We start from the raw sequence: 14,258 nt of genomic DNA, 5'->3' as shown, positions 1-14,258 counted from the left end.
TTGTTGCTCCTCTTTATCATTTTTCATCAAGCCATCTTGCAACATCTAATGCATGATATGTAATAATGATTTTTGCACCAGCACGTTTTATTCCTATCATATTTTCCATAACGATTCTCTTTTCATCAATCCAACCGTTCATGGCTGCCGCTTTTACCATAGAATATTCGCCACTTACATTATAGGCTGCAATTGGATAATCTGTACGGTTTGACACTTCCCTGATAACATCTAAATAAGCAAGGGCTGGCTTAATCATAATAACGTCCGCACCTTCTTCTATGTCTGATAGGCATTCCCTAATCGCTTCTTTTATATTTGCTGGATCCATTTGATATGTTTTTCTATCTCCAAAACTTGGAGCAGAATGTGCGGCATCTCTAAATGGGGAGTAATACCCGGATGCATATTTTGCACTGTATGACATAATCATTAAATCCTTAAATCCATTTTCATCCAAAGCTTCTCTAATAACCTTTACTCGTCCATCCATCATATCTGACGGTGCAATAATATCAGCTCCGGCATTTGCCATACTGACTGACATTTTAGATAACAGTGGCAATGTTTCGTCATTCATGATTTTCTCGTCGCATATTAAGCCACAATGGCCGTGAGAGGTGTATTCACAAAGGCAAACGTCTGCAATCACTAACAAATCTGGTGCTTTATCCTTAATGAACCGAATTGCTCTCTGTGTGATTCCTTCATCATCATAGGCCTGACTGCCCACTTCATCTTTATGTTCAGGAATTCCAAATATTAAAATAGCATGAATACCAACACCTATGATTCGATCCAGCTCTTCCTCAAATCGATCAATGGAATATTGAAAGATTCCTGGCATGGAATCAATTGGATTTTTTATGTTGTGCCCTTCTATAATAAATATTGGATAAACCAAGTCGGATTTTTCAATACTTGTTTCTCTAACTAAGCTTCTCATAGTCTCATTAACGCGTAATCTTCTCATTCGATTCATAACTTTCCTCATTTCTACTCAGTTTTAGTGGTCATTCCATGCATGATTTTACTCATTATGCCTAGTTTTAGCGGTCATTCCATTTGAATTTTCCAATCGCTTCAATTAACCCATCTGTATAATTAACATCTGCAATAATATCTGCATCCCAATTAAATTTCTTTACAGCTTCTGCTGTAACATCTCCAAGGCAAGCAATCTGAATGCCTATTGGCAATTCTATTCCTTTTTCCTTAATTCCTTCAAAAAAAGAGCTAACGCCTGATGCACTAGCAAATGCTAGACAATCCATTTCAGCAATATATTCTATATTTTCTGTGATTTTTCCTATTACATCATATATAAAAATCTCTTTAAATAATATTTTATTTTCATTTAATATATCTGTAAGTTCTTCGCTTCCTCTTAATGCCCGTGGTATAAGTACTCTTTCATTTTTACTAATGATTTGAGAAAATTCAACTGCCAAAGCAACCGAATTAAACTTACTGGGAATAAAATCTGCAAAATACCCGTAATTTTCTAATGTTTGCTTTGTTCCAAGGCCTATCACTGCAAATTGTATATTATTTAATCTTCTTCTGTCAATCTTTGCGTCTTTCAACTTTTCAAAGAAAAGCTTTATTGCATTTTTACTAGTAAATAATACCCACTGGTAATGTTCAATAGATGACAGTTCTTCTTTTAGCTCTCTTATGGAAGGGGTTTCAACAATATGCATGTCGCAAAGTGAATAAGGTTTTACCCCAAGCTTTGATAATCCCTGTTCAAGTTTTTCTCGAATTTCTTTCGTTCCAGTAATTCCAACTTTCAAGTTTAAAATAGGGCTTTGGATATGTGAAGAAAAATTTAGTTTTGCGGTGTTGCCTATTACAATGATTGCTGGAGACACCACCTTTGCGCTATTTACTTGAGATACAATGTCAGCCAACGTAGCACGAACTGTCTTTTCATTATTCATAGTTCCATTTGAAATAACTGCTATTGGTGTATTAATATCTTTTCCATTTAAGACTAATTTCTCAACTATATCGGAAAGATTTGACAACCCCATTAAAAACACCAAAGTACCATCAAGTTTCGCCAATGTTTCATAGTTTTCAGTCAATGTACTTCCACCTGAACCAGTATGCCCTGTAATCACATGAAAGCTCTGGCTAACACCTCTATGCGTGACTGGTATTCCAACGCTTTCTGGAACTGAAATAGCAGAGGTAACACCAGGTATCACTTCAAAATGAATATTATATTTTAACAATTCCTCGATTTCTTCCCCACCACGGCCAAAAACAAAGGAATCACCACCTTTTAATCGTACTACAATTTTATGCTTTTGCGCATTTTCAACAATTATATGATTAATTTCTTCTTGCTTTTTTGAATGATGTCCTGGTTCTTTGCCTACATATATTTTGATACAATCATCTCTTAAATACGCAAGAAGCTGAAACGAAGCCAATCTATCATAGATAACAACGTCACATATCTGCAGGAGTTCTTTTCCTTTTAATGTTATAAGTCCAGGATCACCGGGCCCTGCACCAACAAAATATACCATTCCCAATCTATATTTCCTCCAAAACATTTTTCACTAGACGTTCTACAAGTTCCAATCGATTCTCGATGTCAACTTTTCCAGTCTGCTTTAATATTTTTCCATTCACTTCTTTCATAATACGAAGCTTAATTTCACCTTGCTTTACTTCTGAAAACACGCCAATCGGTTCATGGCATCCCGCTTCAAATAAATGGAGTACCTTACGTTCAATTTCTAGTTCCATTCCTGACACTTGATCTGAAATATTTTGCAGCATCTGACCTAATTCACTATCTACTCTTGCTTCAACTGCTACAATACCTTGTCCACCAGCTGGTATCATCTCATCAAAATCAAAATAGCGATAATTATATTCTGGTTCATTGTCAAGTCCCAGCCTTTTGATTCCTGCAGCTGCTAGAATAATTCCGTCATATATGCCATCGGCAAGCTTCTTAAGCCTAGTATTTACGTTTCCTCTAAGTAAAGTACACTTTATATTTCCATAGAGTTGTTCGATTTGAAGTTGTCTTCGCAAACTGCTCGTCCCTATAATAGCAGATTCTAGCTCCTGTATTTTGACTGGCTTCATTGTAATAAGAACATCTCTTGGGTCCTCTCTTTTTAATACGCAAGCAATCTCTAATCCCTCACATAATTCCATTGGCATGTCCTTTGCACTGTGCACTGCTAGGTCAATCTCTCTACTCATCAAGGCTTCTTCAAATTCTGAAATAAATACACCTTTTCCACCAAATTCAATCAATGGCTTGTCGAGTATTTTATCACCTAATGTATTTATAACTATAGTTTCGCATTGAAGCTGTGGATCATGCTTATGAATTGCGTCTATCACCAAATCTGTTTGAACAAGTGCAAGCCTGCTTCCCCTCGTTCCTATCTTTACAATATAATTATAGTCCATTTAGTCAGCAATCTCCTTCTTGTAATATTTTATACTTATCGATAACTTTATTTATCATGTCTAAAGACATATATCCTTGGTTTATTTCAACTATTTCTATGAATTCATTGTACACTTTTTTTCTTAGTTCTTGTGAATGAATTTCGCGTTTTATATAATCTCTATGGTCACCTAAAAATTCAATTAAACTACTATAATAATCTGGAATTACTGATTCAATATTCTCTCTGATTTTAGCTGCCATTAAAGGGCTACTACCACCTGTTGAAACTGAAATTACCAGTTCCCCTTTTTTATAAATCGCTGGAAATATAAAGCTACACTCGTCTTTTACATCAACAACATTTACCAATAGATTCTTATCCCTACAAATTGCTGAAATATAAGAATTCAGTTTTTCATCGTCTGTAGCCGCAACTACCAATTCAGCCTCACTTATATCCAAATCGACAAATTTTCTCTTCACCAAGGTAATATGTATGTCTTTATCTTCTAATGGGCCGTTATCTTCTAAATGGGTATTGTCTTCTATTTTATAAATGTCATCACAAATAAAAGGTGCAACAATGGTTATTTTTGCACCAAATTGATGTAAAATTTCTATTTTTCGAAGAGCGACTTTGCCTCCGCCTACAACAACACATTTTTTATCTTTTAATTCAATATAGATTGGGAAATATGCCATCATTGTTCTCCTTTTTCAATATTACTCAATGCTTCAAGTACTGCTTTTAGCTGATCACTATTCAATGCATCCTTTAAATGATAAAAAATATAATCAAAACCTTTCATTTTCACTGTATTTACCGCCGCTTCAATCGTTGGCTGAAATTTCTGAACATATATAGTCTTTAATGTTTCATCTATACGCCTGTCCAAAATCAATTCTACTTTATCTAATTCCTGCAGCTTTGTTAAATTATTTTCTTTTGAAGCATTTTCAAAAAAATCAATATCTAATATTTCGCATTGTGATATCATTGCTATCTCTTTATCAATATCCCCTGGTACCGCTAGGTCAACAAATAATTTGTTTTTCCTGTTACTTCCTAAGTTTTCTGATACCTCATTAAATGTAAAAGTATAATGTGGACTTGTTGTCATGCTTACGATTACGTCTGACTGTTCCAAGTATTGATATCTATCCTTATACGCCACCACTTCAATATTATTATAATTTTGGAATAAATCATTTGCAGCATTATGCTTTCTACTGATTCCAATAATATTCAAATCGCCTTTACAACTTAAGTTTTTAGCAACAATATTACCCATTTGACCCGTAATTCCAATAATCAGGACATTGCATCCATTGTTTTTCTTAAGGAAATCAGTAACACAGTTTGCTGTCAGTGTTCCAATTGAAACCGGAATATTTGAAATGTTTGTATCTGTTTTCACTAACTTTGAACTGCTTACTGCACTCTGAAAAGCGATGTTTAATTCCTGATTTGTAAATCTATTTTCTAACGCCAGTTGATATGCTTCTTTCACTTGACGTAAAATTTCATCTTCACCAATTACCATGGAATCCAGACCACTTGCCACTCTGAATAAATGTCTGAGCGCACCTTCGTTGCTAAACACATTAACATATTTCAAATTTTGAACCAACGAAATGTTCTTATATTGACATACTGCCTTTTCCATTATGGTTATTGCGTTCTTTGTACCACTAAAATATACATCACTCCTATTACATGTTGATACGATCACATGGCCTGTAATATCCTCATTCATCATGATTTGTTTTCCAAATTCTAACTGCTCTTGTTTTGAAAAAGCAAATAATTCTCTAACACTAACTGGAGTCGTTTTATGGCTGATACTAATACAATACATATTATCCTCATTTCTGTTGCGTACACAACACTCAAATCAGGGATGTGAATGATAATTATTCACGTTGTCCTCAAATATTTATGAAAGGACGAACAATAAGTCCGCCCTTTCGCTATAATTTATTGTACGATTTCAATTTGTTCTTCTCTAACATTCTTACCTTCATCAATCAAAAATGCTTTTAGTATAGGTGTTTCTATATTTTCTAGTGATAAAATCAGATAATCGACCGTTGAGTCAAAAGCCAGACGTTTGTCTTCCTCTGAAGGTCTTGACGGTGATTCTGGATGTGAGTGAAAATTACCAATCAATGTGAAATTGTTGGCTCTCATATCTTTTACCGCCGCTAATTGTTCTTTGGGCTCCATTGAAAAATGCTCATTGCTCTCATCAATGTTCGTTAACATATAGACTTTTTTTATATATTTCTTATCTGCCTCAACTTTTCCTGCAATTAGGCCACAAGCCTCATTGGGAAGACCCAGTAGCGCATGATTCAATATTGCGATATAATCTTGGTTACTTAAATATAACACACTTTATACCTACTTTCCATCACATTCTGTTTCTTCATAATCAATTAATTCTGTAATAGTTGGATGGTCCCCACATACTGCACAATTATCGACATTTGGAAGTTTTATTTTTCTAAATTCCATTTTAAGAGCATCATATGTTAGCAAATATCCTGTCAACAAATCTCCCACTCCTAAAATGTACTTAATCGATTCCATAGCTTGAAGACTACCAATTACACCACCCATCGCTCCGATAACTCCTGCTTGCTTACATGTCGGAACTGCATCCTTTGGTGGTGGATTCTTAAATACACATCTATAACAAGGCCCCTTACCAGGAACATATGTCATAAGTTGACCGGCAAATCGAATAATTCCCGCATGTGAAAATGGCTTTTTCGCCATTACACAGGCATCATTAATCAAAAACTTTGCAGGAAAATTATCTGTTCCATCAATAATAAAATCATATTCATTAACCAAATCCATGATATTATCAGCGTTTACAAATATACGATATGTATTTACTACTACGTCGGGATTCATTGCATTCATTGTCTCTTTTGCGGACTTTACTTTTGCTTTGCCTACATCAGCAGTTCCATGAATAATCTGCCTTTGCAAATTGGATAAATCTACTTCATCTGCATCTGCAATTCCAATAGTACCAACACCTGCTGCTGCTAGATACATTGCTGCTGGAGCACCAAGGCCACCTGCACCAATAATAAGTACTTTTGCATTCAAAAGTTTCTTTTGTCCCTTTGCTCCAACTTCCTTTAAAATAATATGCCGGGAATATCTTTCTAGCTGTTCATTTGTAAATGCCATTTAGATTGTTCCTCCTCCCATAAAATACAAAAATTCTACGATATCATTTTCATTTATTATTGTGCTATTAAAATCTCCGGATTTTACGAAATCATCATTTAATGATACTGATACATATTCTGGATTTTCAACTTTTTCACTTACGATTAATTGAGTAACTGTTATTTTGTCACTCACTTCTTTTTTATTTCCTGCTACTGTTATAAACATGGCTATACCTCCTATAGAATGCTATTTATGATCTCAATTAACTCAGGCTTCTTCGTTATTCCTCTGAGGCGGTTTTTTTCTTCTCCATTTTTGAAAAACAAAAAGGTTGGAGATCCCATTACCATATGGGCTTCTGCGAGTTGTAAATCAAAATTCACGTTAATCTTCACTATTTTTAACTTATCCTCGTACTCCTCCTCTAAATCTCCAAGAATCGGAGACATCTGTTTACATGGGACACAAGAATCTGAATAAAACTCAACTAGCACAGGCACCTCTGCCTCTAATACTTCTTTATTAAAATTATCTTCATTTACTCTTAAAGCCAATAGATTCACCTCCGATATTAATCTTCTACTTTTTTGACAATCAGACTATAAGTATTATCTTGATTGTCAATCAATTTTAATATTTGATGGCCTTCCTCTTTTATACTTCTAGGAACATTCTGAACTGGTTCTCCATCATTCATTCTGATAGATATAATTTGGCCATGCTCTAGCTCTTCTAAAGCAACCTTTGCTTTTACAAATGTGATTGGGCATACAACATCTGTTATGTCTATCGTTTCATCTATTTTAAAATCCGCCATTATATGCCTCCTCTATTACTTTCTTAAATTTATCGCGACCAATTCTATCAATCGTAAAATTAAATCGTTCTCCAGCGTTTCCAAAGTCATCAAAAAACTGAATTGCTGTATCCGTTATATGAAAAAGCTGTTCTTCGGATTTAACAAGTGGTAGGAACGCATCACCTTTATTGATTGTATTTCCAAATAGACCACCAAACGATACTATGTATGCAGTTTCACCTTCCCAAGCTGAGGTTGGGCATGATTTTTCACAACGTCCACAATAATTGCACTTACTTTCATCAAACAGAATCTGATTGTCTTCCATCTTGAGTGCTCCTGATCGGCAAGCTTTTACACATACTCCACAAAAGATGCATTTTTCTTTGTTCCAATGGACATCTAAAACGCCTTTAATACCTACATCGTTCTCTTCAGCCTTTAGACAGTTGTTCTGGCATCCTGTCACTCCAAATTTAAACTTATGAGGTAACTCTCTTGCATAATATCTTGTATTTAATTCTTCTGCAATGTTCGTAGCATCAATATTACCACTTGGGCAAATGGTATTGCCTTGACATGCTGTTACTGTACGAACTCTTGGACCACATACACCAGGATTAACTCCGCCTTTTGCCAATTCCAATTTAACTTCTTCAATATCCTCGAGTTTAATAAATGGTATCTCCACACTCTGTCTTGATGTTAAATGTACATATCCTTGACCATATTTATCAGCGACTTCATATATTTTCTTTAACTTTTCTGATGTTATCGTTCCGCCGACTACCTGAAGTCTGAGTGAGAACGTATTTTTTTGCTTCTGTCTCATGAAACCACCTTTTTTTAATGCCGAATAATCTACTGCCAAAAGAATACCTCCTAATATTTAATATATTTTATTATTTATTATGCATTAATCACATGTTCTAAATCATCTATCAGAGCTTTTATATTTGGAAATTATATTACCCAATAGTTACTATGGAATATAACTTTTCGATAAGTTTCAAAGTTCACCCAATCATTAAGAAATTTTGCTTCATTTTCATTGTTTATTTTCTTATATTCTTCCAAAAAAGTAATCAATTTTTCAATAGAATTCACTTTGACAGCGAATCCTCTTCCATTCGCAATTGGAACGTCAGCATACTTGTAATCATCGATTGATTCTATCTTAGTGATCTTTTTGTTCTCGATTTTAATTGCTACCCAGTCACGAAGTACCAAAATATCAAAATTCTCAGGATATTGGTAGCTCTCACCCTTTATAGGGATTTCATCTCCAATTGTATAGGTATGTCCTGCTGGTTTATATTTTGATAAAGACAGACTTTCTGTGTTGTAATAGAATTCTTCAAAGATATCGCCTCTGGCTTTTATGTCATTATACGCAAAAGACACACGATCATTTTTGTTTCTGTCATCATCCAAAATAGTATCTATTACACCGCATGCTGATGTCATATTACTGATACGATCGATGAGTATTAGTTCTCCAAGCGTTTTATGGGTGTCAAATTGATCTAATACAATCTTTTCGACAAGTGAAATTTCACAAACTGCGATTTCATTTTTGTTTAAATAGTCTGTTGCCAAATGCTCGCCCGTATTTACATCTATCTTATATTTAACTTCTGTAACAACACCTGGAAGCATCTTGGTTCCAAGTTTCACAAAATAATTCTTTCCTGCAGTTAACTGCGAATCATCCATCCAAAGAATTGTTGCCGTAAATGATTTACCTACAATCAGTTTCGCCTCTTTTGCAATTACGCAGCCTCTAGAAACATCCACTTCCTTGTCTAATTGTATAGTAACTGGCTGGTTCTTTCCTGCACTTTGTACTTCTTTATCTGTCACATGTATGCTCTTTACGATTGCCACTTCGTTACTTGGAAGCGTGGTTATTTCATCACCTACAGACACATCACCTGCTTCAATCTGTCCCTGGAAGCCTCTAAATGTATGATTTGGACGGCAGACTCTTTGTACTGGCATGTAAAATTCATCTTCTTCTAAGGTGCTTTCCACATCCACCTCTTCAAGATAAGTTAAAAGAGGTTGTCCACTGTACCAAGGAAGATTGACGGAACTTTTTGTAACATTATCTCCTTCTGTTGCAGAAACAGGGATGATTGCCACATTTTCAAGCGCAAGCTCCTTTGAGAGTGTGTTGATTTCCTCTGTTATTTTTAAGAACTTTCCTTCGTCAAATCCAATCAAATCCATCTTGTTCACTGCAAACACAAAATGTCTGATACCCATTAAGGTGCAAATTCTTGCATGTCTTCTTGTTTGAACAAGAACTCCTTGTTTTGCATCTACTAATATAATGGCAAGGTTCGCAAATGAGGCACCAACTGCCATATTTCTTGTATATTCCTCATGACCAGGTGTATCAGCTACGATAAAGCTTCGGCTATCTGTTGTAAAATAACGGTAGGCAACATCAATTGTAATACCCTGTTCACGTTCTGCCATCAGACCATCAAGAAGTAAGGAATAGTCAATTGCTCCATCACGACTTCCCACTTTACTGTCTAATTCCAATGCTCTTTTCTGATCTGCATACAAAAGCTTTGCATCATATAAAATATGTCCGATCAGAGTGGATTTTCCATCATCTACACTACCACATGTTATGAACTTTAATAATCTCTTCATCTTAGAAATACCCCTCTCTCTTTCTTCTTTCCATACTTCCGACTTCTTCACTGTCGATGACTCTTGTTGTTCTCTCAGAAGATACTGCACTGAGTGTTTCTTCTATGATTTCATCAAGTGTATTTGCATCTGACTCAATTCCGCCTGTCAATGGATAACATCCAAGTGTTCTGAAACGTATATTTTTGTGCTCTATTTTTTCACCTGGAAGAATCTTTAATCTGTCATCATCCACCATTATAATATTTCCATCACGTCTAACAAATGGTCTCTCTTTTGCAAAATACAATGGAACGATATCAATAGCCTCACGTTTTATATATTGCCAAATATCATTTTCTGTCCAATTAGAAATAGGGAAAACTCTCATGCTTTCACCTTTTTTTATCTTTGTGTTATAAAGCTTCCACATCTCCGGTCTCTGATTTTTTGGATCCCACGCCTGTGCCTCATTACGGAAAGAAAAGATTCTTTCCTTTGCACGTGATTTTTCTTCATCACGACGTCCACCGCCAAAAGCAGCAGTAAATCCATATTTTGTAAGTCCTTCTTTTAATGCTTGCGTTTTCATGATATCGGTATAAGAAGAACCATAATCAAATGGATTCACTCCCTGTTTTACAGCTTCTTGGTTTGTATGAACAAGCATTTCTATTCCTAATTCTTTCGCTTTTTTGTCACGAAACGCTATCATTTCTTTAAATTTCCATGTCGTGTCTATATGCATAAAAGGAAATGGCGGTTTCTCCGGGTAAAATGCCTTTATTGCAAGGTGAAGCATTACGGAACTGTCTTTTCCAATTGAATACAACATTACCGGTTTTTCGCATTCTGCAGCCACTTCGCGAATAATATAAATTGCTTCCGCTTCTAATTCATCAAGATGTGATAATTCACTCATTTCTCATTCCTCCTGTTTTCTTTTTCTATTTTGAATATGATTGAACTCCCAAATTAAAATCTTCTAATATTGATTGGATGACTTGGGGTTTATATCAATTGCATGCACTGTTTTATCACTTTCAGTGATTTCCCAATGCATAATTTGCTTATGATTGACGTTATCTTTTTTTGTCTCCACTGTCATCTGGCTTCCTCTTCCGCCAATATCTGCACCTAAATACAATGATATTGCTTTCACCTTACATTCTTTGACGCAAGAACAGCAGCCCCAGCAGTCTTTTGGATATTTGACATATGCTTTGCCGTTTTCGTCTTCCTGAATTAGACTTCCAGGGCAAACAGAAAAACATTTTTTACAGCCAACACATTTTTCCTTATTAATTGCTATGCTCATATGTCTCACCTCTTTCCACTAAATCTCTGTACAAAATGGTAAGTTTTCCATTCACGACCTTTGAATTCACATATTTGAGCCATTCATCGCTTTTATTTGGATAGTCCAGATTTTCTGCAAAGCTATGCCATCTGGTCTCTTTCCTGGCTCTTAGATGTGCAATTACTGATTTACAGAGCGTTAATCTCTCTTTTAACTCATATACAAACATTAATTCATGCATGTCGGCTGCATTTAAACCATCACTTAGTTTTATGATCTGGTCGATTTTTTCATCTGCCAGTTCAAGTTGCTTTTCGTTAAACGAATAATTGCTTCCGATACCACCTGCATATGCATCCATTACTTTTTGCATGGCTTCTTCAAGTTGCTGTGTTGTAAAAGTTGGATTTACAAAGTTTAAAATACCTTCAACTTCTTCTTTTTTTACTTTTATTAGAGGTTCTTCCTCTAATTGATCTTGTTGCAAGTGTGATTGATCTTGTAAATGTGATTGGCTTTGCAAATGTGATTGCTCTTGTAAATGTGATTGGCTTTGCAAATGTATTTGCTCTTGTAAACGTGTTTGTTTTTCAACTTCAACCACTGCTGCTTTACCTGCAATTTCGCCCTCTACCAAGGCTCCTGTTACATATTTTTGAGGACATCCACCCGCTACATCGCCTGCCGCGAAAAGACCCTTGATCGTTGTTTCACGATTATTATCAACCCAGTATCCGCTTGCTGTATGACCGCCTACTATATAAGGTTCCGTGCCTTCTATTTCGACGTTTTGCTCACTAGGATCCTTACCTGCCTCAACCCACTTTAAAGTCTGGCTAGGTGCCATGTTCAAATAAGCTTTCTTTAATTCCTCATCTTGTGTAGGACTGATACCTTCCGTCTTTAGGTAACAAGGTCCACGACCCTCTTGATTTTCCTTAACTGTTCCATAAACACGTTCAGAAGTTGTAATTCCATATTTGGTTTCATAGACTTCACCTTTTGAATTGATCTGCTTTGCGCCAACGCCTTGTGCAATTGTACCTGTTGGTGCGATTGTATCCTTGCATCGAAGTGCAATGAATCTCATTTCAAAAGTTGTCATTTCTGCTCCGGCACGAATCCCCATCGCATAACCGGCACCCGTATTAAACGGCGGATACCACATCTTATGCCTTGAAAATCCTGGGTTGTTTGGCTTATATAAGCCTGACGCTCCACCAGTTGCACAAATAACAGATTTTGCCTTTATTTCATATAATATTTCGTTGTTTACGTCTATTGCAAAGGCTCCTAGAATTTGGTTGTCTTTTACAATATAATCTATAACATTAACCTGATTTAAGACAGTCACATTATCTAATGTATTCACTGCCGTCGCTAAAATAGGTTTTATATTCTCACCATTAATCTTAATATTACGATTTCCTCTTGCTACATATTCTCCGTTTTCATCCTTTAATATGACCAAGCCCAAATCTTCTAATTTTTTTGTCACTCGGTTTAATCCTTGAGACATTGAAAGTAGCAAGTCTTGCCTCACTATATTATCTGCATCCTTTTTCGCGTAGTCCACATAATCTTCTGGGGTTCTTCCCTTTACAATATATGCATTAATTGCGTTGACGCCAGCTGCCAAGCATCCACTTCTCTTAATATTAGCCTTCTCAGCTATAATTACAGAAGCCTTTGAATTTTCACGTATGGTTAATGCAGCATAACACCCCGCTGTTCCACCACCTATGATTAAAACATCTGTTTCTAATTGTTTTACTTGTATTTCTTTTTTCATATGAGCCTCCTATCTTTTAGGTCAGCATTTATTAAATTTTATTAAATGAATACTGAGTTATTATCTTTCATCTCTTCATTTTCAAGTAAGTAAGCATTATTTTCATCAAAAATATATAATCGATAAATCAATACACTCACAATATCTCCGACTTCCATCACATCTTCCAAAGACCCTGTTGCCGTCAATATAATCCCTTTTACATTTACCTTTAATTGCAGATAACTGCCTCTATATGATATCTGTTCTATAATGCCTTCTTCTGCTGCACTTATGTACTGCTTTGTTTTATCTTTTCTTGATATATTAATAAATTCGGGTCTAATGACCGCTTTCTCGCCTATTTTAACCGACTCAAAACCTTTTAGTTTTGAACAATCTTCCAAGACAGTTGACTGCCCAATGAACTGTGCCACAAACGGTGTTTCAGGATTCTTGTAAATATCAAGTGGTGAGCCTTTTTGCTCAATTGTTCCATTATTAGTAATGATAATTTCATCTGCAACTTCAATGGCTTCGTCTTGATCATGTGTCACAAATATGCTTGTAACCCCAACCTTATATATCATTTCCTTAAGCCAGCTTCTTAGTTCCTGTCTTACTTTCGCATCAATCGCCGCAAATGGTTCATCTAACAAAAGAAGCTGTGGATTTGGAGCCAACGCTCTTGCAAATGCGACTCTTTGTCGTTGCCCACCCGAAAGTTGACTTGGATATCGTTTCTCCATACCTTCCAATCCAATTAGTTTGATCAGTTCTAATACTCGTTCCTTAATTTCTTTCTTAGTCTTTTTCTGAACTTCAAGTCCAAATGCAATATTATCAAAAACAGTCATATAGCGAAATAATGCATAATTTTGAAATACAAAACCAATTCCTCTTTTACCTGCTGGAATATCATTTACTCGAACTCCATCAATAAAGATATCTCCTGAGTCAGGGGACTCAAGTCCTGCAATCATACGAAGGATTGTAGTCTTTCCACTTCCACTTGGCCCTAATAATCCAATTAATTTTCCCTGTTCAATTCCAAAGCTAACATTATCAGATGCCTTAAAACTTCCGAAATGTTTATTTATATTTTTAAGTTCTACATACATC

At 35.5% G+C, this 14,258-nt stretch carries 16 protein-coding genes; all 16 read right to left on the bottom strand.

The window, feature by feature from the left end:
• Nucleotides 1-16: 16 nt before the first annotated feature.
• A complete protein-coding gene (gene hemB, locus BMY18_RS09135; RefSeq protein WP_092453187.1) occupies nucleotides 17-982 on the bottom strand; it encodes a porphobilinogen synthase in 966 nt (321 codons plus the stop codon).
• Nucleotides 983-1,049: 67 nt separating this feature from the next.
• A complete protein-coding gene (cobA, locus tag BMY18_RS09130; protein ID WP_242941004.1) occupies nucleotides 1,050-2,540 on the bottom strand; it encodes a uroporphyrinogen-III C-methyltransferase in 1,491 nt (496 codons plus the stop codon).
• A 7-nt stretch (nucleotides 2,541-2,547) separates the two neighbouring features.
• Nucleotides 2,548-3,444, bottom strand: a complete 897-nt coding sequence (gene hemC / locus BMY18_RS09125; protein ID WP_092453182.1) for a hydroxymethylbilane synthase — start codon at nucleotides 3,442-3,444, stop codon at nucleotides 2,548-2,550.
• Between the two features lie 4 nt (nucleotides 3,445-3,448).
• A complete protein-coding gene (locus tag BMY18_RS09120; protein ID WP_092453179.1) occupies nucleotides 3,449-4,132 on the bottom strand; it encodes a precorrin-2 dehydrogenase/sirohydrochlorin ferrochelatase family protein in 684 nt (227 codons plus the stop codon).
• The gene (gene hemA, locus BMY18_RS09115) at nucleotides 4,129-5,286 is read right to left on the bottom strand and encodes a glutamyl-tRNA reductase (RefSeq protein ID WP_092453176.1); all 1,158 of its coding nucleotides are present in this window, start codon (nucleotides 5,284-5,286) and stop codon (nucleotides 4,129-4,131) included. The genes BMY18_RS09120 and hemA overlap by 4 nt, the downstream gene beginning before the upstream one ends.
• 119 nt (nucleotides 5,287-5,405) lie before the next feature.
• A complete protein-coding gene (locus tag BMY18_RS09110; RefSeq protein WP_092453173.1) occupies nucleotides 5,406-5,822 on the bottom strand; it encodes a M67 family metallopeptidase in 417 nt (138 codons plus the stop codon).
• Nucleotides 5,823-5,831: 9 nt separating this feature from the next.
• On the bottom strand, nucleotides 5,832-6,635 hold the full coding sequence (locus BMY18_RS09105) for a HesA/MoeB/ThiF family protein (protein WP_092453170.1): 804 nt from the start codon (nucleotides 6,633-6,635) through the stop codon (nucleotides 5,832-5,834).
• The gene (gene thiS / locus BMY18_RS09100; protein ID WP_092453165.1) at nucleotides 6,636-6,845 is read right to left on the bottom strand and encodes a sulfur carrier protein ThiS; all 210 of its coding nucleotides are present in this window, start codon (nucleotides 6,843-6,845) and stop codon (nucleotides 6,636-6,638) included.
• An 11-nt stretch (nucleotides 6,846-6,856) separates the two neighbouring features.
• Nucleotides 6,857-7,183: a thioredoxin family protein gene (locus tag BMY18_RS09095; RefSeq protein ID WP_334292365.1), complete on the bottom strand. Its 327-nt coding sequence runs from the start codon at nucleotides 7,181-7,183 to the stop codon at nucleotides 6,857-6,859.
• An 8-nt stretch (nucleotides 7,184-7,191) separates the two neighbouring features.
• Complete coding sequence (locus BMY18_RS09090; RefSeq protein WP_092453159.1) at nucleotides 7,192-7,437, bottom strand: sulfurtransferase TusA family protein; 246 nt, start codon at nucleotides 7,435-7,437, stop codon at nucleotides 7,192-7,194.
• Nucleotides 7,424-8,251, bottom strand: coding sequence for a 4Fe-4S binding protein (locus BMY18_RS09085; protein WP_170841368.1), 828 nt, complete (start codon nucleotides 8,249-8,251; stop codon nucleotides 7,424-7,426). The genes BMY18_RS09090 and BMY18_RS09085 overlap by 14 nt, the downstream gene beginning before the upstream one ends.
• Before the next feature lie 131 nt (nucleotides 8,252-8,382).
• Nucleotides 8,383-10,086, bottom strand: a complete 1,704-nt coding sequence (locus tag BMY18_RS09080; protein WP_092453153.1) for a sulfate adenylyltransferase subunit 1 — start codon at nucleotides 10,084-10,086, stop codon at nucleotides 8,383-8,385.
• Nucleotide 10,087: 1 nt separating this feature from the next.
• Nucleotides 10,088-10,987: a sulfate adenylyltransferase subunit CysD gene (cysD, locus tag BMY18_RS09075; RefSeq protein WP_092453150.1), complete on the bottom strand. Its 900-nt coding sequence runs from the start codon at nucleotides 10,985-10,987 to the stop codon at nucleotides 10,088-10,090.
• Nucleotides 10,988-11,050: 63 nt separating this feature from the next.
• Nucleotides 11,051-11,383 carry a 4Fe-4S dicluster domain-containing protein gene (locus BMY18_RS09070; protein ID WP_092453149.1) on the bottom strand — a complete coding sequence of 111 codons (333 nt, stop codon included), beginning with the start codon at nucleotides 11,381-11,383 and terminating at the stop codon, nucleotides 11,051-11,053.
• The gene (locus tag BMY18_RS09065; RefSeq protein ID WP_092453146.1) at nucleotides 11,367-13,157 is read right to left on the bottom strand and encodes an adenylyl-sulfate reductase subunit alpha; all 1,791 of its coding nucleotides are present in this window, start codon (nucleotides 13,155-13,157) and stop codon (nucleotides 11,367-11,369) included. Before BMY18_RS09065 ends, BMY18_RS09070 begins: the two co-directional genes overlap by 17 nt.
• A gap of 41 nt (nucleotides 13,158-13,198) precedes the next feature.
• A complete protein-coding gene (locus BMY18_RS09060; RefSeq protein ID WP_092453143.1) occupies nucleotides 13,199-14,257 on the bottom strand; it encodes a sulfate/molybdate ABC transporter ATP-binding protein in 1,059 nt (352 codons plus the stop codon).
• Between the last annotated feature and the right edge of the window lies 1 nt (nucleotide 14,258).

The sequence above is a fragment of the [Clostridium] fimetarium genome (assembly GCF_900111235.1).
Taxonomy (GTDB): Bacteria; Bacillota; Clostridia; order Lachnospirales; family Lachnospiraceae; genus Clostridium_N; species Clostridium_N fimetarium.
The sequence above is the reverse complement of the archived record's forward strand: the minus strand, read 5'-3'. Positions and strand labels throughout refer to the sequence as shown.